General features: G+C 37.3%; 26 protein-coding genes, 1 pseudogene and 1 riboswitch. Of the genes and pseudogenes, 10 read left to right on the top strand and 17 right to left on the bottom strand.

The window, feature by feature from the left end; genetic code table 11:
• Nucleotides 1-8: 8 nt before the first annotated feature.
• Nucleotides 9-665, bottom strand: a complete 657-nt coding sequence (locus AC625_RS18965; RefSeq protein WP_245645041.1) for a TetR/AcrR family transcriptional regulator — start codon at nucleotides 663-665, stop codon at nucleotides 9-11.
• A 333-nt stretch (nucleotides 666-998) separates the two neighbouring features.
• Between AC625_RS18965 and AC625_RS18970 the strand changes: the two genes are divergently transcribed.
• Nucleotides 999-1,661 (top strand): lysozyme family protein, encoded by a 663-nt coding sequence (locus AC625_RS18970; RefSeq protein ID WP_245645042.1) that lies wholly within the window; start codon nucleotides 999-1,001, stop codon nucleotides 1,659-1,661.
• A 140-nt stretch (nucleotides 1,662-1,801) separates the two neighbouring features.
• Here the strand turns inward: AC625_RS18970 and AC625_RS18975 are convergent, their stop codons facing one another.
• The 4 genes from AC625_RS18975 to AC625_RS25175 form a co-directional block, all read right to left on the bottom strand.
• A complete protein-coding gene (locus AC625_RS18975) occupies nucleotides 1,802-2,464 on the bottom strand; it encodes a phosphatase PAP2 family protein (protein WP_049682714.1) in 663 nt (220 codons plus the stop codon).
• Nucleotides 2,465-2,593: 129 nt separating this feature from the next.
• Complete coding sequence (locus tag AC625_RS18980) at nucleotides 2,594-3,991, bottom strand: HAMP domain-containing sensor histidine kinase (RefSeq protein WP_049682715.1); 1,398 nt, start codon at nucleotides 3,989-3,991, stop codon at nucleotides 2,594-2,596.
• Nucleotides 3,992-4,004: 13 nt separating this feature from the next.
• Nucleotides 4,005-4,679, bottom strand: a complete 675-nt coding sequence (locus AC625_RS18985) for a response regulator transcription factor (RefSeq protein WP_049682716.1) — start codon at nucleotides 4,677-4,679, stop codon at nucleotides 4,005-4,007.
• 172 nt (nucleotides 4,680-4,851) lie between these two features.
• Entirely contained in the window at nucleotides 4,852-5,217 is a 366-nt protein-coding gene (locus AC625_RS25175; protein WP_053178144.1) for a PepSY domain-containing protein, read from the bottom strand.
• A gap of 358 nt (nucleotides 5,218-5,575) precedes the next feature.
• Here AC625_RS25175 and AC625_RS18995 point away from each other — a divergent pair, with 358 nt between their 5' ends.
• Nucleotides 5,576-5,980 carry a CidA/LrgA family protein gene (locus AC625_RS18995; protein WP_049682717.1) on the top strand — a complete coding sequence of 135 codons (405 nt, stop codon included), beginning with the start codon at nucleotides 5,576-5,578 and terminating at the stop codon, nucleotides 5,978-5,980.
• Nucleotides 5,950-6,642 (top strand): LrgB family protein, encoded by a 693-nt coding sequence (locus AC625_RS19000; RefSeq protein ID WP_049682718.1) that lies wholly within the window; start codon nucleotides 5,950-5,952, stop codon nucleotides 6,640-6,642. Before AC625_RS18995 ends, AC625_RS19000 begins: the two co-directional genes overlap by 31 nt.
• Before the next feature lie 409 nt (nucleotides 6,643-7,051).
• On the opposite strand, the gene AC625_RS19005 is transcribed toward AC625_RS19000, so the two are convergent.
• Nucleotides 7,052-7,264, bottom strand: coding sequence for a DUF3006 domain-containing protein (locus AC625_RS19005; RefSeq protein ID WP_049682719.1), 213 nt, complete (start codon nucleotides 7,262-7,264; stop codon nucleotides 7,052-7,054).
• Between the two features lie 13 nt (nucleotides 7,265-7,277).
• Complete coding sequence (locus AC625_RS25180; protein WP_053178145.1) at nucleotides 7,278-8,732, bottom strand: MBL fold metallo-hydrolase; 1,455 nt, start codon at nucleotides 8,730-8,732, stop codon at nucleotides 7,278-7,280.
• A gap of 605 nt (nucleotides 8,733-9,337) precedes the next feature.
• Here AC625_RS25180 and AC625_RS19015 point away from each other — a divergent pair.
• From AC625_RS19015 to AC625_RS19030, 4 genes are all read left to right on the top strand, one after another.
• The gene (locus AC625_RS19015) at nucleotides 9,338-10,015 is read left to right on the top strand and encodes a response regulator transcription factor (RefSeq protein ID WP_049682720.1); all 678 of its coding nucleotides are present in this window, start codon (nucleotides 9,338-9,340) and stop codon (nucleotides 10,013-10,015) included.
• Nucleotides 10,012-11,394, top strand: coding sequence for a sensor histidine kinase (locus AC625_RS19020; protein WP_049682721.1), 1,383 nt, complete (start codon nucleotides 10,012-10,014; stop codon nucleotides 11,392-11,394). The genes AC625_RS19015 and AC625_RS19020 overlap by 4 nt, the downstream gene beginning before the upstream one ends.
• Nucleotides 11,395-11,466: 72 nt before the next feature.
• The gene (locus AC625_RS19025) at nucleotides 11,467-12,567 is read left to right on the top strand and encodes an ABC transporter permease (protein WP_049682722.1); all 1,101 of its coding nucleotides are present in this window, start codon (nucleotides 11,467-11,469) and stop codon (nucleotides 12,565-12,567) included.
• Nucleotides 12,567-13,241 (top strand): ABC transporter ATP-binding protein, encoded by a 675-nt coding sequence (locus tag AC625_RS19030; RefSeq protein WP_082191171.1) that lies wholly within the window; start codon nucleotides 12,567-12,569, stop codon nucleotides 13,239-13,241. Before AC625_RS19025 ends, AC625_RS19030 begins: the two co-directional genes overlap by 1 nt.
• Before the next feature lie 120 nt (nucleotides 13,242-13,361).
• On the opposite strand, the pseudogene AC625_RS26075 reads toward AC625_RS19030, so the two are convergent.
• From AC625_RS26075 to bioB, 4 genes and pseudogenes are all read right to left on the bottom strand, one after another.
• Nucleotides 13,362-13,629: pseudogene (locus tag AC625_RS26075) on the bottom strand (nucleoside transporter C-terminal domain-containing protein); the annotation flags it as partial.
• Between the two features lie 76 nt (nucleotides 13,630-13,705).
• Nucleotides 13,706-14,326: an acetate uptake transporter gene (locus AC625_RS19035; RefSeq protein WP_425415491.1), complete on the bottom strand. Its 621-nt coding sequence runs from the start codon at nucleotides 14,324-14,326 to the stop codon at nucleotides 13,706-13,708.
• 592 nt (nucleotides 14,327-14,918) lie between these two features.
• A complete protein-coding gene (locus AC625_RS19040) occupies nucleotides 14,919-16,112 on the bottom strand; it encodes a nucleoside transporter C-terminal domain-containing protein (protein ID WP_049682725.1) in 1,194 nt (397 codons plus the stop codon).
• Between the two features lie 276 nt (nucleotides 16,113-16,388).
• A riboswitch (purine riboswitch) is annotated at nucleotides 16,389-16,490 on the bottom strand.
• 112 nt (nucleotides 16,491-16,602) lie between these two features.
• On the bottom strand, nucleotides 16,603-17,592 hold the full coding sequence (gene bioB / locus AC625_RS19045; RefSeq protein ID WP_425415459.1) for a biotin synthase BioB: 990 nt from the start codon (nucleotides 17,590-17,592) through the stop codon (nucleotides 16,603-16,605).
• A 125-nt stretch (nucleotides 17,593-17,717) separates the two neighbouring features.
• Here bioB and AC625_RS19050 point away from each other — a divergent pair, with 125 nt between their 5' ends.
• From AC625_RS19050 to bioA, 3 genes are read left to right on the top strand one after another with little or no spacing between them, the layout of a single operon-like run.
• A complete protein-coding gene (locus tag AC625_RS19050) occupies nucleotides 17,718-18,278 on the top strand; it encodes a biotin transporter BioY (protein ID WP_049682726.1) in 561 nt (186 codons plus the stop codon).
• Between the two features lie 3 nt (nucleotides 18,279-18,281).
• Entirely contained in the window at nucleotides 18,282-18,995 is a 714-nt protein-coding gene (gene bioD, locus AC625_RS19055) for a dethiobiotin synthase (protein ID WP_049682727.1), read from the top strand.
• Nucleotides 18,982-20,343 (top strand): adenosylmethionine--8-amino-7-oxononanoate transaminase, encoded by a 1,362-nt coding sequence (bioA, locus tag AC625_RS19060; protein WP_049682728.1) that lies wholly within the window; start codon nucleotides 18,982-18,984, stop codon nucleotides 20,341-20,343. The genes bioD and bioA overlap by 14 nt, the downstream gene beginning before the upstream one ends.
• Nucleotides 20,344-20,484: 141 nt before the next feature.
• On the opposite strand, the gene AC625_RS26950 is transcribed toward bioA, so the two are convergent.
• From AC625_RS26950 to AC625_RS19085, 6 genes are all read right to left on the bottom strand, one after another.
• Nucleotides 20,485-20,661 (bottom strand): hypothetical protein, encoded by a 177-nt coding sequence (locus tag AC625_RS26950; protein WP_156187585.1) that lies wholly within the window; start codon nucleotides 20,659-20,661, stop codon nucleotides 20,485-20,487.
• Between the two features lie 139 nt (nucleotides 20,662-20,800).
• Nucleotides 20,801-21,259, bottom strand: coding sequence for a DinB family protein (locus tag AC625_RS19065; protein ID WP_049682729.1), 459 nt, complete (start codon nucleotides 21,257-21,259; stop codon nucleotides 20,801-20,803).
• Nucleotides 21,260-21,742: 483 nt separating this feature from the next.
• Nucleotides 21,743-23,377, bottom strand: a complete 1,635-nt coding sequence (locus tag AC625_RS19070) for a glycoside hydrolase family 13 protein (RefSeq protein WP_049682730.1) — start codon at nucleotides 23,375-23,377, stop codon at nucleotides 21,743-21,745.
• Between the two features lie 10 nt (nucleotides 23,378-23,387).
• On the bottom strand, nucleotides 23,388-25,073 hold the full coding sequence (locus tag AC625_RS19075; RefSeq protein ID WP_049682731.1) for a glycoside hydrolase family 13 protein: 1,686 nt from the start codon (nucleotides 25,071-25,073) through the stop codon (nucleotides 23,388-23,390).
• A 30-nt stretch (nucleotides 25,074-25,103) separates the two neighbouring features.
• Nucleotides 25,104-25,925, bottom strand: a complete 822-nt coding sequence (locus AC625_RS19080; RefSeq protein ID WP_049682732.1) for a carbohydrate ABC transporter permease — start codon at nucleotides 25,923-25,925, stop codon at nucleotides 25,104-25,106.
• Nucleotides 25,925-26,785, bottom strand: a complete 861-nt coding sequence (locus tag AC625_RS19085) for a carbohydrate ABC transporter permease (RefSeq protein WP_049682733.1) — start codon at nucleotides 26,783-26,785, stop codon at nucleotides 25,925-25,927. The genes AC625_RS19080 and AC625_RS19085 overlap by 1 nt, the downstream gene beginning before the upstream one ends.
• Between the last annotated feature and the right edge of the window lie 46 nt (nucleotides 26,786-26,831).

A 26,831-nucleotide genomic window follows, 5' to 3' on the forward strand; every position in this document is an offset into this window, starting at 1 on the left:
TTCATTTATTATCCTAACAAGCCAAAGAACTCAAACTTTACTAGTTCCTTTGCAAGGTCATTTACTGATTGTTCCTTTACTGCTGATTCGTATGTAACAGGGCCAAATAGCCATCTCGCAAGCATGCCTTCCATTAAGCTCATTAATAAAGCAGCTTGAATCGACGGATCTCTTTCTGGCAAAATCCCAAGATCCATTGCCCGCTTTACGTTATTCTTGAATGCTTCTTCTATTTTTATACGGGTTTCAAAAATTAAATGCTTAATGGACTCTTCACTATCGATTCCTTTAATCATTAATTCCATCAAATACCGATTATCCTTAGAAAAAGAGAATAAATCTTCAAATAATTTTTCAGAAGAAGCCACTGCATCGGCTACGGTAGCTGAAGATATTCGATACCCCTGGGAAACCACTTCAAGAATCTGTGCTTGTCCGCTTTGTATAATCTCAAGCGCTATACTTTCCTTGCTTTTGAAATACCAATAAAAAGTCCCTTGAGCCATTCCCGCTTCACGCACTATGTCTGATATCTTTGTTTTATGATAACCATTCGTAGCAAACAGCTGGATGGCTACCCCAATTATTTGCTCCCTTCGGTCAATAGACTTCTCATTTTCCGTAATCCCATTTCCTCCTCTCGATTGATCAGTCAGTCGATACACCTTATCGTATAAAATCTCTCATAATTCGTCAATTAATTAGATCTGTTTGGTTGGAATTAATCTTTTAACAATCCTGAACGTTTTTTGCTAAAGTATTTCCTGTCATTTTGCTAGGATAAATCGAGCAATTGAATAATCCAATTATTTCAGCAAAAGTTTCAGACTGCTACCTGTATATAAAATTGATAAATGGTATATCAGCTTATATACTAAAATAGGAGAATAATACAATTCAGTTTAATTAATAGAATCGAATACTACCATTTTCAGATAGTCACCCTTTCATTTATTTGTTAAACTAAAAGTACACAGATGAAATATCGAGGAGAAGAAATGAAACGAAAACGGAAAATATCTAAAGCCCTTTTCGTCATGTTTGCACTGCTTTTTGCGATCGTATTTTTAAAGCAGGTCATCCAGATTCCGTATACAGAAAAGGTAGCGACATCCATGATTCAACCGGACCCCTTTGCCTCTGTAAAGAAGTACAGTACAGTCCTTCACGATGAACTGACCCAATATAACTTGCAAGAATATACAGTCGTTCTTATTGCGGTCATGCAACAAGAAAGCCGCGGTAAGGGTGGAGATCCGATGCAAGCTTCGGAATCTGCTGGACTTGCTCCTAACACCATTACGGACCCAATGGAGAGCATTAAATATGGCGTTAAACATTTTCAACGTGTTGTTGCCTATGGAAAAGAAAAGAATGTTGATTTTCCCACCATCATCCAATCCTACAATATGGGAATAGGCTATATCAATTACATCGCGGAATATGGTGGAAAGCATAGTGAGGATCTTGCGAAGAAATTCTCGATGATTCAAGTAGAAAAAAATCCTGAGCTCTATAATTGCGGCGGGAATACAGATAATTTCCGCTACCCATATTGCTACGGCGATTTCTCCTATAGCGCGAAAGTAACAAAAAATATTGAAGCGTTAGCAGATAGTCTACCTGAACTTGTGAGCGAAAAACAACCAGATATTTTTTAAATATAAACCATTATCTTTTCGTACAACCCGCTAAAAAGCAGTCCAATCATTTTGATTATTGGACTGCTTTTTTAATTATTATCGCAGCTGAATATATACATCAAAAGTGATTTTCAAATATACGACTAATTTTATCAGCGTTATTTTTCTGAAAGATGTTTTCTCTTAGATTGTTTTTCTTTATATCTCTGGAAAAACCAAATGACAATGGCCAACCAAAATCCGCTCGCGAAATAGCCACCAATAATATCGCTCGGATAGTGTACCCCCAAATAAATTCGACTCGTGCCAATCATGATAATAAACAGACTGCTAATGATCATCAAAACGGTACGTCCCAAACGGGTAGGGAGATGACGCCATAACAGAAACGTCAGAATACCATAAACCGCAAAGGCATTCATCGCATGACCACTTGGAAAACTATACCCGCTCACTTCAATCAATCGATGGAAATCTGGACGGGCCCGGTGGAAAATGGCTTTCAAAACTTGATTCAGAACAGATGTGCCAATGATCACTACTACAAACAGAATAAGCTCGGTTCGATACTTAAATACTTTATAAAGAACTAGTAAGGACATGAGAAAAATGATCAACATGACCGTAAACGACCCAATGAACGTGAAAAGTTTCATAATCGAGGTTAATGCAGATGACTCAAAGCCTTGAATAAAGGATATAACTGATTGATCAAATTGAACGATGTGTTGCCCGCTAATCAGAACGGCCATGAAACTAAAGCCGATAAGCGAAATCAAGCTTACTAGAAACGCACTCAAAAGATGCCCTTTTAATTTCATATTTAAAACACTCCAAATTTACCATTGTCCCTGAACATACGCTTTTATCTTGTGCTATGTTTTAAAATATTGTCGATAAAATGATTTTGAATCATTCGTGTGAAAAACGTCATTTCACATCCCTCACTATTAAGTCGGATAGTATGGCAAGGTAAGACGAATGACCGTCCCTTCCCCAAGGGTACTTTCTGCCTTAATACTTCCCTTATATTCTTCAATCATTTCTTTGGCAATGGAAAGGCCTAACCCACTTCCCCCTTGATCCCGACTTCTAGCCTTGTCAACTCGATAAAATCGGTCAAAGATATAGGGCAAATCTTCACGGCTAATCCCATATCCATTGTCTTGGATATCAATTTTAAATGCATCCGTTCCATCGCTGGTGATTATCGTAATTTCTTTATAATCTCCACTATACTTAATGGCATTATCGATGATAACAATGAGAAGTTGTTTTAAATGTTCTTCTGGAATCGCTAGTTGAGTATCCGTTTGTGCATGATTCTCATGTCTTATTTTTAAGTCTGAATGAATCAGTTGGTAATTGCTAATTATTTCATATATCGTCTCTGAAACGTTGTATGGCCTTAGAATATCCCGCTTTTCTCTTCGATTTTCGATTTGCGAAAGCCGTAAAAGTTCGTTAGTCAATCCAATCATCCGATTCGTTTCATTTATACTTGTGTTCAGTGAACTCTCTAGTACTTTTCTATCATCTTTCCCCCATCGTTTTAATAAAGAAAGATGGCCATGGATAATTGCTAAAGGGGTGCGAAGCTCATGGGATGCATCTTCAACAAACTTTTTTTGTTGCAAGATCGAAGCCTCAACCTTATCCATCATGCTATTAAAAATGATACTGAGCTGAGCAAACTCATCCTTTGTTTCCATCACAGGCACACGTTCTTCAAATTGACGATCTTCAATTTTTCTCATCGTGTCCGTAAGTACCCGAAGTGGGGATAATAACTTCCCGGCGAGTATGCGGCCACTTACAAGACTTAATGCTAATGAGAGTAATGTTCCTAACATTAAAGTCCAAATGACCTTTTCCAAAAAAGTTTCAAAACTCTCCACATTTCTTCCTATTTCAATTATTCCTATAAAGGATCCAATGTTTAATGGCTCCTTATAAACAAGCAGATCTTCTCTATGTGCCTCGATATGGAAAAATCCTTGATCAAGAGGACCTTCGTTTCGTATATCTGGGAAATCATCAGAAATGTTATATAGCTCCCGGCCTTGATTATCAAGAATTCGAATCATTTCATTTTTTTCTACAATGTTATTCAAAAATTCTTCAGAAATAACAAGTTCATGGCCTTTGCCGTCCACAAGTTTAGCTTGTTCCGTTAAAAAAGCCCGAATCTCTTCTGAACGTTTCAATAGCGCCTCTTCTTCTTGTTTTGCGGTTAAAGTTTGGATGAGAATCAGTTGAATGACATTACAAATCATAAAAATTAAAAAAATTAAAATAGCTGATAAAATCGTCATTTTCCATTTAATTGATAATTTATTCACTATCATCTATGTCCACCTTTTATTTTCTTAATACATACCCAGATCCTCTCACGGTTTGGATATACGAGTCTTGATCCGGTCGATCCACTTTAGCCCTCAGATAGCTTATATAAACATCGACTATATTAGTCTCGATCAAAGCATCATAGCCCCATACCTCTTCTAAAAGAACTTCCCTCGTCAGTACTCGATTTACGTTTTTCATTAAGAGTAAAAGCAAATCGAATTCTTTTTTCGTTAACTCAATGATTTCATTTTCTCGCTTCACAATTCTAGCTTCTAAATCCATCTCAAGGTCTTTATAGGTTAATTTGTGGTTACTTTGACTTCCACTTTCCATTCTTCTAAAAATCGCTCGCATTCTAGCCAAAAGCTCCTCAATTTGAAAAGGCTTTGAAATATAATCATCCGCGCCACTATCTAACCCTGAAATACGATCTAATACACTGTCTCTTGCAGTGATCATAATAATCGGGGTATTTTTCGTAGCACGAATTCTTCGACATACTTCAATGCCGTTTAAACCGGGTAGCATTAAATCTAATAAAATAAGGTCAATCTTTTCATTCAATGCTTTCGCCAAGCCATCTCGCCCATCAAAAGCAACAAGAACCTCATGCTTTTCATATTCTAGCTCTAAGCGGATAAAATTAGATAGGTTTACTTCATCTTCAATAATCAAGACTTTTTTCATAGCCATCCCCTGTTCATTTTTAACGTTAAGGCTATTATTCAATAAAATGGTTTTGGCCATTCTTATGAAGTCTTGGTTTCATAATGAGCCAAAATTATCATCGTCATATAACATAGCCTATTATAAAAAGGTGTCGCGAAATAATTATACCAATTTCGGATACCTTTTAGGATTACTCTTTGTCATTCTCTTCTTTTCCGTTTTCGTCATCATTTTCCACTTTTACAATCTTTCCTGTTTTTGCATCTACTTTTACATCTTGCTCGCTACCATCTTTCGCTTTCACTTCAATGCCGTATACAACTGTACCATCTTCATCCTCTAATTCAACCTTTTGAATAGTACCTGGTGCTTTTTCAAGCGCTGTTTTACTAGCTGCTTCCTCGGTAATCGTTGCTTGTTCTTGTGCATCGTTTACTTCTGCTTCCATAACAGGCTTGTCTTTTGATTGAGCATGGGCAACATAATTATAGCTTCCACTAGTAAGGATTGTTGCAGCTAACGCAGGAATGACAAATTTCTTAAACTTTTTGTTCATGATTTTGGTCCTCCTAATTAATATTTACTTGCATTTAGAATCTTACCCAATTGAAATAAAAACGGGATGAAAGACTCGTAAAAAAGGAATTGGAAAAACATTAGATTTTTTTAATCATTCAATATTTTTCTAACATGCATTTCTTTTATGTTGAATGCTAGTCTGTGAACTAGTTTTTAAAAGCAAACGCTTAATAGCAAATAAGCTATTTTGATTCATCTTATATAATCCTTTCTTTAATGTTGACTTGGCGCTCTATACATTGACACATAAAATTATAGTTGTATCATAGTATGGTAAGTTTATAAGTTTTAATTCAAAGAGAGGTGGAAAGCTGTTTAAGAATGCAGCTAGATACATGAAAATTATAAATATCATCTTCCAAATTGCAATTCTGTATGCCTTTTCCTTTGTTGGTGAAGTTTTACATGATGTATTCAATCTTCCAATTCCAGGAAGTATCATTGGCATGCTCTTGTTATTGGGAGGTTTATCCTTGAAAATTATCCCGCTACGATTCATTGAAGCGGGAGCTGGATATTTGTTGAAAATTTTATCTTTATTATTTATTCCAGCCATGATCGGTATCATGAACTATCCTGCTTTAATTTCGATTAAAGGTGCGATGTTAATTGTGATCACTATCATAAGTACGATGATAACGATGGGTGCCTCCGGAATGATGAGTCAATTTCTTGAGAAGCGGATACAAAAAAGAAAGGAGAAAGACAAATGCAGCAAACACTATTCGCAATCATTGTAATCTTATTAACGATTACCGCATATATTCTCATGACTCGGTTATATGTACGGTTTTCTTTTCCGCTTCTCTTGCCTGTTTTAACGACAACAATCATCCTAATCGTACTACTTTCCATCTTTCATATTTCCTATTCAAGTTATATGATTGGTGGACAGTGGATTCATTCCCTTTTAGGTCCCGCTGTGGTAGCACTTGCCTATCCATTATATAAACAGCGTCATATCGTCGTGAGTTATTGGTTTCCCATAATTAGTGGTGTTTTCGTTGGATTAATTACCGGTATGACTAGTGTTCTCCTATTCGCACGTGTTTTAGGAATAGACCAAACACTTATCCTATCCATGTTACCTAAATCTCTTACAACCCCAGTCGCTCTCCAAGTGTCAGAAGTACTTGGCGGTATTCCCCCAATGACTACTGTCTTCGTCATGATCGCCGGATTCACTGGCGCCATTTTGGGTCCAGCCTTCATGAAACGACTGCGAATTAACAGTTCATTAGGAAAAGGAATTGCCTTTGGCAGTGCCTCCCATGCTTTAGGCACAGCAAAATCCGCTGAATACGGTGAATTTACTTTGTCCATGAGTTCCGTTTCCATGACATTGAGTGCCATACTAGGATCGATTATCGGTCCAATCGTAGCTTGGATGTTTACAATTTAAACAGGAAAGGACAATAACTCTTGTCCAAAAACTTATACTTTCTAAAAAAAGAGAAGGTTCAGAGTAGTATAAAAAGTTTTCAGCCGAAATCGCCCCTTTTAGACCAGATTTAGACGAGAAAAACCCTTTATTTCCATTTTTTTGATTACCCCTCCGAAGCTTTCATAAGGCGTACAGGCAATTATATAGGGGAACTCTGAACGTATTTTGCATGTATAGACCTTCCTTCCCAAACTTTTCAAGCCGGAATTTAATTTTGCGCGCGGGATTCGCATCTTTGCGCGCCAGCTTGGAAAGTTTGCGCGCCGGAAGCTGCACTTTTCGAGCGAGATTTGCAATTTGCGAGCCGGAGCTAAATTTACACTATAACTCATTAATCCACTTTCCAAATTCAGACGTGGCTCCCCTTTTAATCTTCCCAAACACTCTCCATGAGCGACTTTATCTTTTTCCTACGCTTTTCTGTTTCTTCTTCATTAACGATCCACTTTTCATTTACGAATTCCACGACATCACTGACTTTCACCTTAGAATCCACCAATTCATTCGGAACATTTTGTGTTTTTCCATCCACTTCAATAACTACTAAATCTCCTTCAAATCGATCAATGATTCCTTTCATGCTTACACTTCCTTTATTTTGGCGTAAAGGCCGTTTTCGTGGTTGTAGTAATTCCATTCGCTGAAATTGTAATATCTCCATTTACTGTGAATCCAGAAGCCGCTCGACCGACTCGAAAGGTAAGAACGGCGACTCCATTTACATCTGTGACACCTTCATATATCGTATCTTTCGACTTAAAGTGAAGGTTCAAATGAACATTCGCCCCATTTATCGGCTGATTGTTTTGATCTTTTACCTTAACAGTCACTGTAACTTCTTCGTTTTGATTTGGATTCGCTTTATTAATCATTGCAGAAGCCTGTAAGCTCCTTGTCGCATCGGGTACATTTGCCTGTGGAGGTACAACTGGTTTGATTGTTGGTTGGTTATTCGCTTGTGCCTGCGCCGATGATTTAGCAGCAGGTGTATACACCCACGCATCTTTGTTGATATGAATTTCTTTTCCATCCGTTTTAAACACAATCGTTCCATCTGTATCATTACGATATATTTGTACTTTCTCACTGTGAAGTCGCTCTAATACTTCGCTAGTCGGATGACCATAGCTATTTTTTCCGACTTGAATAACAGCGTATTTCGGTTGAACCACTTTTAAGAAGGCTTCACTTGTAGAGTGATTGCTACCATGGTGTCCGGTTAAAAGGACCGTAGATTTTATTCTTTCACCCGATTGAAGCCATTTTTCCTCCGTTGGTATCCCAGCATCCCCTGTCAAAAGGAAGGATTGATCACCATATTGAAGCCGAACCACAGCACTCATTTCATTCGCATCACTTGCTGTATCATCCAGTGGAGCAATCATTTTTACTTGTACCGTAGGGTCTAAATCAAGTTTTATTCCCGCTTTTGCAGTGGTCACTTTTAATCCTTTGTTTTGAATAGATTGTAAAACAGATTCAAATGTTAGAGTATCTCTTTGTACTTTCGGCATATATATTTTTCCGATATCAAAAGAGTCAATCACAGCATCCATCCCGCCAATGTGATCTGCGTCTGGATGGGTTCCAATTAACACATCAACCTTAGTGATGGCTAATTTTTTTAAGTAAGCGACCATTGTGGCTTCATCATCGTTATTCCCGGCATCAATGACCATTACGTTTTTATTTGGGGCAATAATCACTTGTGCTGCCCCTTGGCCAACATCGACAAAATGTACTTCCAATTCTCCTGTTAACAGCTTGGAATTAGCTATATCTTTCACTTTCTTGGCTTCTTCTCTTTTCGTTTCTTTTTGTTCCTTTGAAGATACTTGCTGATCTTCTGTAGGGCCATTCATATCTGGAGCCGTCGGTAACATAGCTCCCCCGATCATAAACACCACGAATGAAGCCACAACTAATAATGAGCTTGTCTTCCTAGAGCGTAATCTTATGAATCTCACACTTCCTTTAATCACACCAAGAAGTCCTATAACAAAGCTAAAAAAAGCAATTATTATTAAATTTGTTGCCAAAGTTTCCATATACTCTCCCCTGTCCACGTTTTCTAGCATACTTATTGTAGCAAACAAATGTACCCTTTGGTAAACAAACCAAGTTCTTCCTACCTTCTCGTGATACGCCTCCTTTGGAAAGTTTTAAAACGACTACCTATGATCATGGCAACAAATTAGAAAGCCAAATGGTTAATTTCCATGCCAATCTACTCATTTCGTACTGGATTCATATTTTGCGCACCGAATTTATGATTTTCGCGCCGGAACCTGCCCGTTTCGCGCGAGAATTGGGATTTACGAGCCAGAGTCCAATTTAGTGATCCGAGAAGGAAAAAACTGCACCAGCCAGATGAGCAAATACGCTCAAATTCATGAACCCGCTTGGCAAAATCATCCGCCCCCTTAATGACAACTTTTATAAAAACCCCGTAGCTAAAAGATGCGGTGAAAGCAAATATAGGTGAAAGCCCCGTCCTTGTTGTGCGTCAGAATAAACATTTGACGATTAGGAATAGGAATTGTCACGTCTTCAAATTCCAAATGAGCAAACAGACATTTCAGCTTCTTGACTAAATACTGTATATTAAACGTAAACTCACTCTTTCATTCTATTCTAGGAGATGTACATACCTATGATCCATATTTTAATTGTTGATGATGATCTTCACATTCGTGAATTATTAAACCATTTCCTCCAAAAAGAAGGGTTTTCCGTTTACGGTGCAGCTGATGGCGTAGAAGCTTCAGCAATCCTAATGGAACAACAAATTCATTTAGCCATTGTAGACGTAATGATGCCGAATAAGGACGGATATCAGCTGTGTGAGGAAATAAGAAACGATTATGATTTCCCGATTATTTTATTAACAGCGAAAGATCAGCTGATCGATAAAGAAAAAGGCTTTGCTGTTGGAACCGATGATTATGTAACAAAACCATTTGAGCCGAAAGAATTATTGTTCCGTATTAAAGCCCTTCTTCGTCGTTTTCAGATGGTCAATGCAGAGAAAATCGTGCTCAATCAAACCGTAATTGACCGTAAAAGTTATGAAGTGCACGCTAATGGAAAGCTTCTGATGCTGCCTATGAAAGAGTTTGAACTTTTAGCTCAGCTCGCAAGCTTCCCTGATCGAATTTTCACGAGAGACGAATTAATTCAGCTTATTTGGGGGATCGATTTCACTGGGGATGATCGCACGGTGGATGTGCATATTAAACGGCTGCGAGAGCGCTTCTCAAACCAGAGCGGGGATTTCGTCATTAAAACGGTACGAGGGGTTGGTTATAAATTGGAGGTTGCCAAAAAGTGAAAACTCTCTATTTACGTATCGTCTTTACCACCATTTTTGTGATGATTTTAAGTGGAATACTCGCCTTTATCCTTGCCAATTTTTATTACCAAAGTAAGCTTAAGCCATATAACGACAGCAAAGTGACCCACCTTGCGAAAGACATTGTTACCTTTTATGAACAAAATCAGGAAATTTCGCTTAACGATTATTTAGAAAATGCCAGCAACCTCGGCTATCAATTGTATGTAGTGGATCAGGATGGAAATGGTTCTTTTTATGGTGGAGAATTTAGAAAAAAAGAGTTGGATTCAGAAATCATTCAGAATGTGCTCAATGGGCATCTGTATCACGGCATCTTGGATTTCCCCTCAAGTGCCTTTATTACAGGTTTTTTCGATAATGTACTAACTAATACAATTGGGATGCGAATGACTGTAGACGACAAAGACTATGCTCTATTCGTCCGACCAAATCTCGATATGCAGTTTGGCGAAATGCGGATTTTCTTTTCGGTTCTTCTCATTCTTTCTCTTCTTTTAAGCATCCTCTTCGTGATTGTCAGTACGCGGTATATTGTCAAACCAATCATTAAACTAACCGATGCAACGAAAAGGATATCAACCGGAAAATATGATATTCAGCTCGATATGAAGCGCCGAGACGAAATTGGCAAATTAGCCGATCATTTTAGGGAGATGGCAAAGAATTTAGAGCAGCTTGAGAGTATGCGTCAAGAATTCGTTTCGAACGTTTCACATGAAATTCAGGCTCCACTCACGTCCATACAAGGATTTTCACAAACTTTACAATCCGATACATTACCTGAAGAACAGCGGAAGCATTATTTAGCCATTATTGAAGCGGAAACGAAACGAATGTCTCAATTAAGTAAACAATTATTGACGCTTGCTTCATTAGATAAAGAAGAACATCTTATAAAAAAGAGCACCTTCGATGTTGCCGAGCAAATTAAACAGGTTATATTTATGTCTGAGTGGAGCTGGCAGGAAAAAGAGTTAGCGATTGACCTAAGTTTACCCACCACCTTCATCTATGCCGATCAGCATCTGCTTCATCAAGTATGGACGAATCTTTTAACGAACAGCATTAAGTTCACCAGCATCGGCGGAACGATATCGATTCGGCTCACTGAAATAGAAAATGATTGTATCGTAGAAGTAAAAGACACAGGCATTGGTATTGCACAAAATGATCTAGCAAATATATTCAACCGTTTTTATAAAGCAGATAAGGCCAGAATTCGCAGTGAAGCCGGTAGCAGCGGGCTAGGTCTTGCGATTACGAAGAAAATTGTCGAGCTTCATGAGGGAAAAATCTCCGTTGCAAGCCAAATGGGGAAAGGAACGACTTTCCGTATCCAGCTTCCAAGAATGTAAAGAGCTGTTCATACTCCATTCATATTGCCGCTTTATACTACATCTAAGTTAATGAATGGAGATGAACAAATCATGTTTCTTGCTTTAAGGGAAATGAAGCACGCTAAATTACGTTATGTATTAATTGGATTCATCATGGTATTACTCATCTGGTTGGTCCTATTTGTTTCCGGATTAGCTAAAGGGCTGTCTTCAGATAACGCATCGTCGATTCAAAACATGAACGCGGATTATTTAATCCTTCAACAGGAATCAGATCATCGCCTAACCCGTTCAACCTTATCTGAGGAAAATCTGCGGGATGTACGCAAATATGCTGAGGTGGATGAATCTACACCACTTGGCGTACAAATGACAACTATTACGAAAAACAATGCTTCAAAAAAAATGGATGTCACGTTTTTCGCAATCGATGTGGATAATATGCTGACTCCTACGATCATCGAAGGTAAAATGATCCATCACACAACAGCAAATGAAGTAGTGGCCGATCGTACTTTAAAGCAAGAAGGATTAAAACTCGGTGATGAAATAACAGACCAAGCATCAGGAGAAACTTTCAAAATAGTCGGTTTCACAGAAGGTCACTCTTTCAGTCATACGCCAGTTGTCTATATGAATTTCAACGGATGGTCTACCATTTCTCATAACCAGACTCCGAATCAAGAAGTTTTTAATACGATTGCTTTAAACATATCAGAAAACAAAGTTAAACAAATCGAAAAAAATGTTTCAAACGTTGAAGTGATTAGTAAAGATCAAGCCCTGCAAGGCATTCCAGGCTATAAAGAAGAACAAGGCTCACTGATGATGATGATTGCGTTTTTATTCGTGATTGCTGCATTTGTATTAGCCGTATTCTTCTACGTCATGACGATCCAAAAAATGAATCAATTTGGTGTCTTAAAGGCAATTGGTGCAAAATCAACCTATCTCGCACGGACGATTATTTTCCAAGTGATATTCATTACGATTGTAAGTCTACTAATCAGTATTTCACTAACCCTTGGCGTATCGTTCATTTTACCTGATAGTATGCCGTTTGACCTTAGTGTTCAATTAATAGCAGGCTGCTCAATTCTTTTCTTAGTGGTGTCCATGATTGGCGCTTTACTATCTCTATACCGTGTATCAAAAATTGATGCCATTGAAGCAATCGGGAGGGCTGCATAATGGAAAACCAACTACTACTCGAAAATATCAGCAAGGTTTATGGTGATGGTGATACGTCCGTGAAAGTGCTTGATGATGTATCATTACAAGTAAAAGCGGGTGAATTCGTCGCCGTTGTCGGCCCATCCGGATCTGGAAAAAGTACATTCCTTTCTATTACAGGTGCATTATTATCACCAACAAGCGGGCGTATTATCATTGGTGACAAGGAGATCAACAAACTTTCTCCGAAACAAATGAATCAGCTTCGATTAGAAAAAATCGGCTTTGTCTTTCAATCGGCTAATTTAATTCCTTATTTAACCGTTCAAGACCAATTGCTGCTAATCTCTGAATTAAGCGGCATGCAAAATAAGAAGGCTAAAAATAGAGTCGATAACCTGCTTGACCGTCTTGGCTTATCTCATAGAAAGAGCCATTACCCGGAAAGCTTATCCGGTGGTGAGCGTCAGCGTGTCGCCATCGCGCGTGCCTGGATGAACAACCCTGATATTATTCTAGCAGATGAACCAACCGCAAGCCTTGATTCCGAACGAGGACGAGCTGTTGTTCAAATGCTTGCAGATGAAGTAAAACTGCACAGAAAAGCCGCCATCATGGTCACTCATGACAAGCGGATGCTTGATTTATGTGATCGTGTCGTGTATATCGAGGATGGAAGACTTTCGGAGTAATCCCCAAAATAGAACACTAAAAATTGTTACTTAAAAAATCATGACCCACCATCCTTTTTAGGACCCTCTTCATAAAAAAACCTGAACCCTTTATTAGGTTCAGGTTTTTCTCTTTATCGTTTATTCCCAAACAAATAGACCGACAATCATCGCACTTAATAAAGAAACCGCAACGCCGCTTACAAGAAGCTTCCAGACGTTTTTACCAATAATCGTTAATTTATCTTCTAATAATACAGAATTATACGTTCCATAGATCATACCAACTATACTAAAGTTCACAAATGACGTTTAAGAATGTCGTTGCTACTGCAATCGTATGCGGTGGTAATGTATCTAAATGATTCTTTAAGTCCATCATGGCAACAAATTCATTCGTAGCCAATTTAAAAAAGTGAGTCACTAATAAATAGCACTTACTTTTTTATTGAATGACAGATTTTTATAATCGCTACCATTTTATATTATTTAACAAAAATACCAAACGGTTTTCCTAGAGGTAGCACCGTTTTTCCAAAGCATGTGTTGATCAGAATTGCCCCTGAACCATAGAAAGATAGAAAAGCGCAGAACAATTCTGAAACTGCAGCCATCTCATAAGTTGCATCATATAAAATATTAAAGGAACTTAAAGATAATCCAAGAAATTCGATATCAAGTAAAAGCAAAACAAAAAACAAAACTTTATTTGTTTCCATAGCCGCAATTGTCACAAAAATGCTGAAAATTAAATACCCAATAAATGCAACTCCCACTTGTTTGATATCTTCATCCGCATCAAAATTTGGACCAAAAACACCTAACTGAATTAACCATGTTACACCAAGACTAATCCAAAAAAGTCCATATGCCCCCCATACAGTTGTTCCAAATATACTGTCATTCTTTGCATCTAGGTACGCAGCAAATAACTGCGCTAGACCGCCTAGAAAAAATACCCAAGGAACCATAAAAGCGAACCCATGTGTCAAGCCTAATTCTTCTGTTGACTCTACAAGAGCGATTATCGCAAGTCCGAACAATCCTAATGCAGATGGATCTGCTGATGTTACTTTAATCTGTTTATAAGTTTGAGTATCCATGATTTCCTCCTCAATGTATTACATAAGTAAAAAAGATCGCAAATAATACCACCTTACAAATGTCTCCCTCAGTTCATTTACACAAAATGTATTATGTACATAAATTTAAATTTCAATCCTACTTAACAACAAAGTTCGACAAATTATTCCTTCGATAAATATTTCCTTTAATAATGAATTTTTAATCCAGACGCCCAATTTAAAACCTGTTCCCCCAAAGACTTGAGCAACCATGCTTTTCTTTTTCTTCAAATCCAATCATTAATTGAAAATCTTTCAGACGATTCTAAGCATCATTGATCCCAAATTACATGGGGTTTATATAAGTACGACCTAATTTTGTTCCAATATACTTTAGTCCTGAATCAATACGAAAATTGATTCACTTAGAATCTCGTTGTGAATATCATATCTGTTCAATTCACTTTTTCTCTCATTGCAGACGCTAAATATCTTTGTCTGGGGAGTGGCGGACTAAAATTTGCAGTGCGCTAATTCATCCAATCAACAAATCGAGCAGAAAAAAACAACCCTTTAGTATATGTACTAAAGGGTTGTTTTAAGAGTAAAGGTTCAGGCTCTCTCTAAATGTTTATTACCAAACAAATAAGCCAACAATCATCGCACTTAATAAGGAAACCGCAACACCGCTTACGAGAAGCTTCCAGACATTTTTTCCAATAATCGCTGATTTTCCTTCTGATAATACTGAATTATACGTTCCATAAATCATACCAACTGTACTAAAATTCGCAAATGACGTTAAGAACGTCGTTGCAACCGCAATCGTATGTGGTGGCAGTGTATCTAAGTTGTTCTTTAGATCCATCATGGCAACAAATTCATTCGTGGCTAATTTAATTCCCATTAACTGCGCGACATACATGGCATCATGCCCTGTCAAACCAAGTAAAAAGGCAAATGGACTAAACATGACTGAAAAGATTTTTTGAATCGTCAGACCATCTACAATGACACCCAAAATCCCATTAAGACCAGCTGTAAGAGCGACATAGCCAATAACCATGGCTAAAATAACGATAACCATATTCATACCGACTAACATACTGTTAGAAATCGTTGAGAAGAAATCCTTTTTCTCCGATTTGGGCGGTACATAAATAATGTCTTCTTCTTTTGGCACATGGATTGGATTTAAAATACTAACTAAAATGAGCGCATTTAAACAGTTTATAGGTATCGCAGAAAATACATATTCTGCCGGGACCATTGATAAATAGGCACCAATAATCGACCCACTAATACTACTCATACTCATAATTCCAAAGGTAAGCAAACGATTATCCTTTAAAACAGATAGCTGATCACGAATGACAGCTAACGCTTCCGTATTTCCTAGGAACATCATTTGAATCGAGAAAAAGCTTTCTAGTTTGGGCAAGCGCGACACTTTAGAAATAACCCAACCCACTTTATCTATAATCCACGTTAAAATGCCAAAATAAGATAAAATGTCAAAGAAAGTAACGACAAAAATAATGGGCAACAATGCACTAAAGAAAAAGTCTACTGTTTCATTTGCCATAACCGATGGAAAGACAAAGGCTATTCCTTCACTTGCACATGCAATTAACCACGTAAAGAATGAGGCAATTTTATTAATGACCCAGCTACCTATTGTTGTTCCTAACATAAACCAAGTAATAAGCAATTCGACAACGATGAGAGAAACAATCGGTCTCCATTTTACTTCTTTCTTATTCGGAGAACATAAAAACACGACGCCTAGCACAACAAAAACGCCTAAAAGATTTAACAAAAAGTACATGAAAGCAGCTCCTAGATGTGGATTTTAACAAGAGTAACAGCGTATTCGCCTGAGATCGCAACTATATCTTTTACTATGCAATTCGTTAAAAGCTAGGGTGCTGGATTTAGATGTGGAAACGCTACTATAATTATCCACAACTAAAAACCCCTTTATACGCCAAACAACAAAAAAGCTCTTACTTTTCATACATTCTGATCAACAGAAAGAATGAAAAATAAGAGCATTAAAGGAAGAGAACGATGTCATAGACTACTACATATTTCTTCCAATCTACATTAATTCAAACTTTCTTGTAGTCTAGTATTTTACGGCTACTAGGTAGAGACGTTCAGACCATATTACTGAAAATATACAAGAAGTATTTGTAACGTTTTTTCAATTGTTATGAACAAATAGTACGCGTTCACTTATGAATAATCAATACTTTGATCGTTATTCGGAATAGCAAAATTCGTAGGAAAATTCATAATCATTTTAATAGAGTCTATTACAAAGCGCATTCTTCGATTTCAAAACCTAATTCCGCAATCATTCTCCAATCATCTAATGGTTGTTGACCTTCAGTCGTTAAGTAATCCCCAACGAAAATGGAATTAGCTGCAAACAAGCCTAGCGGCTGAAGAAAACCAAGATTCACTTCCCGTCCACCAGAAATTCGAATTTCTTTCGTTGGATTTACAAATCGCATCATCGCAATGATCTTTAAACAGTTTATCGGTGTTAACTCTTTCTTATCGCTTAATGGTGTTCCTGCAATTGCCACGAGAAAATTACAAGGTATCGAATCAGCATCTAAATCGCGCAATTCAAAGGCGATATCTACTCGCTGCTCATCATTCTCCCCCATTCCAAATATAGCACCAGAACAAGGGGATATTCCCGCTTCTTTCGCTTGCTGGACAGTATCTATTCTTTGGTCATACGTATGTGTTGTACAAATCTCCTCATACTGATCACGATGTGTATTGATATTGTGATTGTAACGATGGACCCCCGCATCTGCTAAAGCTTGAGCATGATCTGGATTCAGGAATCCTAAGCAGCAACAAATCTTTAAATTTGTCGTTTCTCGAATCTCTTTTACAGCGTCCACAACATGGGAAATTTCTTTATCAGTAGGACGTCTTCCAGAAGCAACAATACAATATGTACCCGCTTTACGATAAATAGCCTCTTTTGCACCTTGAATAATTTTCTCTTTCGTTAACCAGGCATATTTGTCAATCGGTGTTTCTGCAACGATTGACTGTGAACAATATCCACAGTTTTCGGGACAGAGACCTGACTTTGCATTAATAATCATATTCAATTTAACTTTATTTCCATAGAAATGATGACGAATCTTATAAGCAGCATTCATTAATTCTAAAATCTTGGTATCTTCTATTTGCAAAAGAGACAGTGCTTCTTCTTTACTCAATGCTTCCCCACTTATGACTCGCTCCGCTAATTGTTGTAGCTCCATTTCTTTAATCATCTACATTTCTCCTCTTTTTCTGTGAAATCTTTATATTGTTAACCATAAAATAAAATAGGTTGACAATTGAATTATAAATCATGCAGAATAATATTCAAGATATTTTAAACAAACGAGGTGAAATAATGAAAAATACTACCATAGCGTTCGCAGCATTATTCGCTGCCCTAACCGCAGTAGGGGCATTTATTAAAATACCTATTCCCTATATTCCTTTTACACTACAAATTCTATCTGTCTATCTTGCTGGAGCCCTATTAGGACCGAAGCTTGGCAGTTTAAGTCAACTTTGCTATATGTTAATCGGATTAGTAGGGTTACCAATCTTTGCCGAAGGAGGCGGGCCCAGCTATCTTCTCAAACCGACATTTGGCTATTTAATTGGGTATGTATTGGGGGCCTATGCAAATGGCTGGTTTATTCAAAGGTTTAACTTAAAAAGAATCTATTCTATTTTCTTCGCCAACGTAAGTACCCTCCTCATTGTGTACTTCTTTGGATGCCTTTGGCTTTATGGGTCAATGAAATGGGTGATTGAAAAACCTCTTTCTCTTCATGAAACATTGTTATTCGGTTTCTACTTACCTGCTCCTGGTGATCTACTACTAGCTGCGATGAGCGCTGCCATCATAGCTAAGATGCGTCCAAGATTAAAAAATACAATTATTAAGCAAGGAGCTGCATGAAATATGGGTCGATCATTCTTTATTACAGGAACAGGCACTGATATTGGCAAAACGATCACTACTGGTTTCTTATTTTACTCATTAAACAGGCTGGGGTTGAAAACAACCGTATTTAAACCGTTCCAAACAGGGCTAATTGAAGAAACACAAACTTATCCTGATTTAGATTGGTTCCAGTCAATCCTCGGCGTTGGCAATGCAGGATGCTATGCCCTGGAACCTGAAACTTCACCCCATCTAGCGATTAAGCTACAAGGTGCCAAAGTGAACATCGAAGCTGTTTTACAAAGACTGAAAGAATTAGAACAAGCGAATGATATTGTCTTAGTCGAAGGAGCTGGAGGGTTAGCCGTTCCTTTAATTGAACGAGAAGATGACTTTTACATGACAAAAGATTTTATTAAAGACGCGAATATGCCTACTATTCTTGTTAGTGCAAGCGGTCTTGGTTCGATTCATGATGTATTAACAACTAACCAATATGCTAACCATCATGAAATTCCTATTCAATTATTATTTTTCAATAGATTTGAAGAAACGAACATCATTCATCTAGACAATGTCGAGACCTTAAAGCGAATCGTTCAGTTGCCTGCTTTAGCTATTCCTTTTTTTGAAGATGTCAAAAATGAATTAGAGAGCTATTGTGAAAGTTGTATACAATCCGAAGCATTCAAGAAGCAAATCCAGGAGGTTTTCCGTTATGAAACACGATGAAGTGCAAAATTTAGAAAACTGGGATAAAGAATATGTCTGGCATCCATTTACCCAAATGAAAATGTATCAACAAAATAAACCGCTGATTATTGAAAGAGGACAAGGTAGCTATTTGTATGATATTGAAGGCAAGAAATATTTAGATGGCTATGCTTCTCTATGGGTAAATGTCCATGGCCATAATGTTCCTGCGTTAAACGAAGCACTGATCGATCAAGTACATCAAATCGCTCATTCTACTTTATTAGGTTCTGCCAATGTGCCTTCAATACTACTAGCAAAGAAATTAGCAGAAATCACGCCAGGCAACTTACGTAAAGTTTTCTATTCTGATACAGGTTCTGCTTCCGTTGAAATCGCCTTAAAAATCGCTTATCAATATTGGCAAAATACCAATCTTGAAAAATATAAAAATAAACATACATTTATCTCCTTAGACGAAGCGTATCATGGTGATACGATCGGTTCCGTCAGCGTAGGTGGCATGGACTTATATCATCGTATCTTTGAGCCATTGCTTTTCAAACGTGTCTCATTACCAACCCCTCACACGTATCGAATGACAGAATTTGATCATGCCGAAGATGTTAAGAATTTCTGCTTACAGCGGTTAGAAAGCTTACTTCAAGAAAAAGCTGATGAAATAGCTGGTATAATCATTGAGCCTTTAGTACAAGGAGCAGCTGGAATAATTACTCATCCATCTGGCTTCTTAAAAGGTGTAGAAAACCTTTGTAGAAAATATAATGTTCTCCTTATTTGTGATGAAGTGGCTGTTGGCTTTGGGCGCTCCGGAACAATGTTTGCCTGTGAACAAGAAGAGGTTGTACCCGACATATTATGTGTAGGAAAAGGAATAACTGGTGGCTACATGCCTCTCGCAGCAACTATTACAAGTCAAAAAATATTTGATGCTTTTTTAGGAGAAAAAGAGGAGCATAAAACGTTTTACCATGGTCATACATACACTGGCAACCAACTAAGCTGTTCCGTTGCACTAAAAAATATTCAATTAATGGAAGAAACAGCATTAATCGAAAAAGTCCAAGTAAATGCTGCATTCGTAAATGAACAATTACAAAATCTATATATGCTAGACATTGTTGGAGACATTCGGCAACGAGGATTAATGGTTGGGATAGAGATTGTACAAGACAGAGAAACGAAAACCACTTTCCCAATTCAAGAAAATAAACTTGATAACATTGTCTTAGCTGCACGTCAAAAAGGACTGATCATCCGCCAATTAGATCAAGTATTAACATTTATGCCTGTTTTAGCAATGAGTCAAAATGAGCTAGAAGAAGCTATTAGAATAATCTATCAATCTATTTTAAAAAATATGTAACTTGCCGTTTAATAGAAAAATCAGAGTCTAAAAGCTACCGATAAGAAACAATTTCCCTGAGTTCAACTTATGTTGTCACTCTAAGATTAAGACACAAAAGGGTACGCTCTAATAATTATAGAGTGTCCCCCTTTGAAAATCTTATTTTTTCTTGAGCGATTCAACAATTCTAATTAATAATGAAATAATTATAGCTAATAACAAAAGAAAAACAAATGAGAAAGAGATCATTACATCTTCAAAGACAATAAGTAACGCCCCTAACAAGATCATGCAACCCATCATTATTATTAAAGAAATCGAGATATATTTCCCCATAAAGATCCTCCATAGAGTATTAGTTACATGTTATTTTTTATACGCATCTAGTTCGCTTAAAAAAATTCAGTTCTCTAAAAAAACGAGTCTGCCTTCATCAAAAAACCGGCTAAGAATTTATTCTTAACCGGTTTAATCTTTATAGTGAAGCTTCTACGACACGCTTCATTGTTTGAACTTGTCCTAAGTGAAGCGATTCATGAAACGCTACAAAATTGGCTATTTCACCAACGGAAGACATTCCCAAAAATGGTTCTGGCAGCATTTCTTCAAAACGAGCATCCGGGATCGCCGTAAGACGAGTAAGTTGTTCTTTCAACTGTTCAATTAACGTCTCAACAGTCGGGACCTCACCTTGCCAATCACTTGGCTTAGTACGGGTTCCAAACAACTCCCCATAATTAGCTGGTAGACTTCCGTTTTGCGGGAAGCCTAATAAAAGCGACTCTGCAGAAACCAGAACATGGCCAATCTGCCAATGAATCGTATTATTAAAGCCTTCTGGTTGCACGTCCATTACCTGATCAGATAAGGACTCCGCATTTTTAATGAAAAATCCTCTTGTCAGTTCAAATTGCTTCTTGATTAAGCTGTTCATGGGATCTCTCCTTTTATATTATATATGTAGAAGTATACCGACTACGATTTCCCAAGACAAATATTGTGTTTTGAGAACAAGCATGAAAGTTCACGTGTAACTACAAAATTTATATCAGCCCATTCAACGAAAATATATCTCTTTTCAATTAATTGAGTCTTTGCCTGATAGAGTCTTTGTTCAATACTTATGTCCCCCCTTTTATATAATGAATAATGCCCACACAGACTATTCAAAATCATATCTTAAAGTTTGTGACATATAGGCTTACACCATTGTTATAAAGAATAAAACGCGTCGGAGGTTCTTATGAAAAAAGCAGTCAAGGTAGTTGCAGCAAGCATCGAGAACACACAAAATGAAATTCTTTGTAACAAAAGGGTCAGACTTCATATTCTACTATCGATATCGTTTATATGACGTGTATATGACACGATAAACGGTGTGTAGAGTGTGAGGTCTGACCCTTTTATTTTAATAGATTTACTTATATTCAAATATAAGAGCTTCATGCGGAAGTAACATTAAGCATTCATCTTCTAGTTCATTTTCGCTTTTATAATTTGAGATGATTTTCCTTTTACTCTTATTCCTATATTCTTCAGGGAAGATAAACATTTGTTTCTCATCTGAATGATTCAGTACAATAAGCCAAGTTACCTCTTTGAATGTACGGGTATATACATACAAGTTCTCCTCGTTTAACGAAAGATCTTGATAATCTCCATACACCATAACCTCATTATCTTTCCTCAAGGAAATTAGTTTTTTATAATAATAAAAAACTGAATCTAGGTCATCTAATGCTTTTTCAACATTGATTTCCTGATAATTAGGGTTCACTTTAATCCAGGGTTTATCCGTAGTAAATCCGGCCTCTTTGTTTCCATTCCATTGCATAGGCGTTCTTGAATTATCTCGGCTTAAAAGAAGCAGACCTTCAAATACTTCCTTAGGGTCTCGCCCTTTGTTAACCTCTTCATGATATTTATTTCTCATTGCAATGTCATTATAATCATCTATTGATGCGAAGCGGACCCCTGTCATTCCAATTTCTTCTCCTTGAAAAATATAAGGAGTCCCTGGTAACGTATGAATCATGGTCGCAAGTAATTTTGCCGATTCCTCTCGATACTCCCCATCATTTCCATACCGAGTAACCTGCCTTGTATGGTCATGATTATTTAGAAACTGCGAATTCCATCCCTTTTGTTTAAGCCCTTGATACCAGCTTGTTTGAATACTTTTAAACCGTTTCATATCCCATTCTAGCATCTCATCTGCCACCTGGAAGTGAAACAAAGTATTTAGTTCCCCTCTAGTTTCGTCAACATAAAGCAAACCCTCTTCAGGAGAAACAAAAGGGATTTCTCCGACCGTCATTACATCATAATGCTGAAGCACTTCTTCATTCATTTCTTGAAGGTATTTATGAATCCCAGGATTATTGGCTAAATAGCTAATGTCATATGGGTTTTCTGCATCTGGAAAATCATCTATTTTTGCAAGCAGATTAATGACGTCCATGCGGAATCCGTCGATCCCCTTATTCAGCCAAAAACGCATCATTTTATATATTTCCTGACGTAGCTCAGGATTTTTCCAATTTAAATCCGGCTGTTCCACTGCAAATGAGTGAAAATAGTATTGATTCGTTCCTTCATCGAATTCCCACGAAGAAGGGGCAAAATAGGATCGCCAATTATTAGGTTCTGCTCCCAACTTAGGATCTTTCCAAATAAACCAGTCTCGTTTTGGATGATCATGCGACGATCGTGATTCAACGAACCATGGATGCTGATCAGACGTATGGTTGACCACTAAATCCATAATCACTTTCATCTTACGCTCATGGATCGCTTCAACTAATCGTTCGAAGGTCTCCATATCACCTGCTTTTTCCATAATTCCATAATAATCTGAAATATCATATCCATTATCCCGATCAGGTGACTTGTAAAACGGATTAAGCCAAATTACATCAATTCCCAGACTCTTTATATAATCTAATTTACTTAAAACACCTTGTAGATCACCATAACCATCACCGTTAGAGTCAAAAAAGCTACGCCAATAAATTTGATAAACGACCGCTTCTTTCCACCAAGTTTTATTCATAATTTTACTCCTAATATCCTTTGTACACTCTTGTTTCATATGGTCTTAATGTAAACGATGTTCGTTTCGCTTCTGTTTCTTCTAAAACATAATTGCTAATGAGCAGCTCATTCGGTGTAAATGTATAATCCTTTGGCATAACAAATTCCACTTGCTCTTCACTGAAGTTCGTCACAATAAGAAGCTTCTCATCGTGATATGATCTCGTGTAAGCAAAGATCTGTTCATGTTCAGCCAAGATTAGCTCATATTCTCCATACACAATGATTTCATTTTCTTTGCGCAACCTAATTAGCTTACGATAATAGTGGTAAATAGAATTGGGATCCTGTATAGCCTGCTTGGCATTAATTTGCTTATAGTTCGGATTTGCTTTGATCCATGGCTGACCGCTAGTGAATCCTCCATGATCTGTATCATCCCACTGGATAGGGGTTCTTGCATTATCCCTTCCTTTTACGTAAATCGATTCCAATACCTTGTTTTGATCCATATTGCCATCTATCACTTTTTCTTTGTACATATTCAAGATTTCAATATCCCTGTACTCATCTATTGTGTCAAAACAAACATTCGTCATGCCGATCTCTTCCCCTTGATAAATATAAGGAGTTCCTTGAAGCATATGAAGGAAGGTTGCCAGCATTTTAGCTGATTCAATCCTGTATTCCTGGTCATTTCCGAATCGAGAAACCATCCGGGGCTGATCATGATTGTTTAAATATAAGCTATTCCATCCGACACCTTGAAGACCAGTTTGCCATTTCGTGATGTTTTCTTTTAAATCAAGAAGATTGAACGGCTTTAGATCCCATTTTCCATTGGGGCCTGAATCAAGATCCATATGCTCAAACGTGAACACCATGTTCAATTCCCCACGGTTTTGTTCTGTATAAAGCTTTGCCTCTTCAGCATCAACACCTGGCATTTCACCGACCGTCATAATGTCATATTTAGATAGCACTTCCTTATTCATTTCTTGTAAAAACTCATGAATACGAGGACCATTCATATAATACTGACCGCCACCCACATAGGCTTTTTCCTCTGGATTCGCCGCATCGGGAAGGCCAGGCACTTTAGAAATAAAGTTAATCACATCCATGCGGAATCCGTCGATTCCTTTATCTAACCACCAAGCCATCATTTTGTATACTTCATTCCGAAGAGTAGGATTTTCCCAATTTAAATCAGGCTGTTTCTTACTAAATAAGTGTAAATAATACTCATCGGTATTTTCATCATATTGCCATGCCGAACCACTAAATGCAGATTCCCAGTTGTTCGGCTCTTTACCATCTTTACCAGGACGCCAAATATAATAGTCACGATATGGGTTATCTTTTGATTTTCTAGATTCTTCAAACCAAGCATGTTCATCTGAAGAGTGGTTCACCACTAAGTCCATAATCAACTTCATGCTCCGTGAATGAATTTCATGTAATAATTGATCCCAGTCTTCTAAATTTCCAAATTCATCCATAACATCTTGATAATTACTAATATCGTATCCATTGTCATCATTGGGTGATTTATACACCGGTGATAACCAAATCACATCCACCCCTAGTTTTTTTAAATAATCGAGCTTTTCAATTATTCCTTTAATATCGCCGATTCCATCTCCATTACTATCCTTAAAACTTCGGGGATAGATTTGATAAATAACACTTTCTTTCCACCATGACTTTTCCAAGTTTTTCACTCCAATATGCTAGAATACACTTTATTTAATTGAGCCTCTCATAACTCCACTAATAATCCATTTTTGAGCAAAGACATACACTAAAATCATCGGAGCAAGAGCCATTAAATAGGATGCGAATGCTAAATTATAATCCGTACTAAATTGCGATTGAAAAATGTACTGTACAAGTGGCAATGTTGCCATGCTTTGGTCACTTAAAAGCACGAGCGGGAGCATAAAGTCATTCCACGCACCAAGGCAAGTAATAATAGCTACTGTTGCATTCATCGGAGCCAATAACGGGAAGATGACCTTCCAGAATACACCCCATGTACTTGCGCCATCCATAATCGCTGCTTCTTCCAATTCAACCGGTATGGACCTTATATACCCGATATAAATAAATACATTGAATGATAAATTAAATACAACATATAAAACAATTAAACCAACTAAATTATCCATTCCCCAGGCACTTGTTTGTTTAACTAACGGGAGCATAATAATGGGAAACGGGATGAACATGGCACTAAGAAAATAAAAGTACAATGTTTTATAAAACTTCTTATGCAAATTTCTTGCAATGGCGTAAGCAACTAAGGAATTGGTTAGAACCGTAAAAATTACCACAAAGAATGTAATAAAAAAACTATTCTTAAAGGCATTGAAAAAATTCGTCATTTCAATGGCTTGTTTAAAGTTATCAAATGACCAAGACTTCGGTAGTACAAGTAAATTCCCTGCCATTTCTGGAGGTGTTTTAAAAGCAATCGTAATCGCTAAATATATTGGGAAAAGAATAAAAAGTGAACCTAAAATTAAGAGAACGGTAATTATCCAGTTTGTTTTCTTGCGAGTCATTAGTTGGCCGCCTCTCTTCTATTTAAAATTTTGAGTTGAATAATAGAAATGATGACAATGACGACAAAGTACACAACAGCATTGGCAGATTGATAGGCGAATTGGCCACCTTCAAATCCTCCACGGTAAATGAGCAAAGATATCGATTCTGTTGATTTGCCAGGTCCTCCTCCTGTCATAGCGACAATCTGGTCAAATACCATTAAATAGTTTTTCATCGATAACACCATATTGATCGTAAAGAAAGGAGCAATCATTGGAAATGTAATCTTCCAAAACTTCGTCCAGATACCTGCTCCATCAATACTCGCTGCTTCATATAAGTCTTCTGAAATCGTAACCAGCCCAGCTAAATAAAGAAGGGTATTAAAGGCCACACCCTGCCAAACGGCAACAATGACGATACCAATCCAGGCTAAATCCGGATTACCAAGAATATTTTTAGAGAGTAATTCTGAACCCAGTACTGTTCCGATTTGTGGTAGGAAATGAGCAAAAATGAAGTTGAAAATGAAACCAATGATCAGAATACTTAAGATATAGGGTAAGAAATAGATGGCCCTGAGCGTCTTTCGAAATTTAATCTTAGAATTAAGGCCAATAGCAATGAGTAAACTAATAATATTTACAACAATCGTAGTAACAATGGCAAATTGAAAGGTAAAAATATAGGCTGCTCCTGCACGGTTATCCTTAAAGACATTCAGGTAGTTCTTTACCCCAACAAAATTCCAACTTCCATAGCCTTTCCAATCTGTAAAGCTATAAAAAATCCCTTGCAAAGCAGGATACGTATGGAAAATAAAGAAAAGAGCAAGAGCAGGCAATGCAATAGCCATGAATACATGGTTTTTCTTCATATGATGACATCTCCTTTTTTAGAAGATGAGAATGACTCAAAAAGGG

Origin of the sequence: Peribacillus loiseleuriae (genome assembly GCF_001183985.1) — a bacterium.
Classification (GTDB): Bacteria; Bacillota; Bacilli; order Bacillales; family DSM-1321; genus Peribacillus; species Peribacillus loiseleuriae.

What these genes read in the sequence shown, in the direction of transcription:
- AC625_RS18970 (WP_245645042.1), top strand. Translation starts at nt 999, where the DNA reads ATGAAACGAAAACGGAAAATATCTAAAGCCCTTTTCGTCATGTTTGCA.
- AC625_RS18975 (WP_049682714.1), bottom strand. Translation starts at nt 2,464, where the DNA reads ATGAAATTAAAAGGGCATCTTTTGAGTGCGTTTCTAGTAAGCTTGATT.
- AC625_RS18980 (WP_049682715.1), bottom strand. Translation starts at nt 3,991, where the DNA reads ATGATAGTGAATAAATTATCAATTAAATGGAAAATGACGATTTTATCA.
- AC625_RS18985 (WP_049682716.1), bottom strand. Translation starts at nt 4,679, where the DNA reads ATGAAAAAAGTCTTGATTATTGAAGATGAAGTAAACCTATCTAATTTT.
- AC625_RS25175 (WP_053178144.1), bottom strand. Translation starts at nt 5,217, where the DNA reads ATGAACAAAAAGTTTAAGAAATTTGTCATTCCTGCGTTAGCTGCAACA.
- AC625_RS18995 (WP_049682717.1), top strand. Translation starts at nt 5,576, where the DNA reads ATGAAAATTATAAATATCATCTTCCAAATTGCAATTCTGTATGCCTTT.
- AC625_RS19000 (WP_049682718.1), top strand. Translation starts at nt 5,950, where the DNA reads ATGCAGCAAACACTATTCGCAATCATTGTAATCTTATTAACGATTACC.
- AC625_RS19005 (WP_049682719.1), bottom strand. Translation starts at nt 7,264, where the DNA reads ATGAAAGGAATCATTGATCGATTTGAAGGAGATTTAGTAGTTATTGAA.
- AC625_RS25180 (WP_053178145.1), bottom strand. Translation starts at nt 8,732, where the DNA reads ATGGAAACTTTGGCAACAAATTTAATAATAATTGCTTTTTTTAGCTTT.
- AC625_RS19015 (WP_049682720.1), top strand. Translation starts at nt 9,338, where the DNA reads ATGATCCATATTTTAATTGTTGATGATGATCTTCACATTCGTGAATTA.
- AC625_RS19025 (WP_049682722.1), top strand. Translation starts at nt 11,467, where the DNA reads ATGTTTCTTGCTTTAAGGGAAATGAAGCACGCTAAATTACGTTATGTA.
- AC625_RS19030 (WP_082191171.1), top strand. Translation starts at nt 12,567, where the DNA reads ATGGAAAACCAACTACTACTCGAAAATATCAGCAAGGTTTATGGTGAT.
- AC625_RS19040 (WP_049682725.1), bottom strand. Translation starts at nt 16,112, where the DNA reads ATGTACTTTTTGTTAAATCTTTTAGGCGTTTTTGTTGTGCTAGGCGTC.
- bioB (WP_425415459.1), bottom strand. Translation starts at nt 17,592, where the DNA reads ATGATTAAAGAAATGGAGCTACAACAATTAGCGGAGCGAGTCATAAGT.
- AC625_RS19050 (WP_049682726.1), top strand. Translation starts at nt 17,718, where the DNA reads ATGAAAAATACTACCATAGCGTTCGCAGCATTATTCGCTGCCCTAACC.
- bioD (WP_049682727.1), top strand. Translation starts at nt 18,282, where the DNA reads ATGGGTCGATCATTCTTTATTACAGGAACAGGCACTGATATTGGCAAA.
- bioA (WP_049682728.1), top strand. Translation starts at nt 18,982, where the DNA reads ATGAAACACGATGAAGTGCAAAATTTAGAAAACTGGGATAAAGAATAT.
- AC625_RS26950 (WP_156187585.1), bottom strand. Translation starts at nt 20,661, where the DNA reads ATGGGGAAATATATCTCGATTTCTTTAATAATAATGATGGGTTGCATG.
- AC625_RS19065 (WP_049682729.1), bottom strand. Translation starts at nt 21,259, where the DNA reads ATGAACAGCTTAATCAAGAAGCAATTTGAACTGACAAGAGGATTTTTC.
- AC625_RS19070 (WP_049682730.1), bottom strand. Translation starts at nt 23,377, where the DNA reads ATGAATAAAACTTGGTGGAAAGAAGCGGTCGTTTATCAAATTTATTGG.
- AC625_RS19080 (WP_049682732.1), bottom strand. Translation starts at nt 25,925, where the DNA reads ATGACTCGCAAGAAAACAAACTGGATAATTACCGTTCTCTTAATTTTA.
- AC625_RS19085 (WP_049682733.1), bottom strand. Translation starts at nt 26,785, where the DNA reads ATGAAGAAAAACCATGTATTCATGGCTATTGCATTGCCTGCTCTTGCT.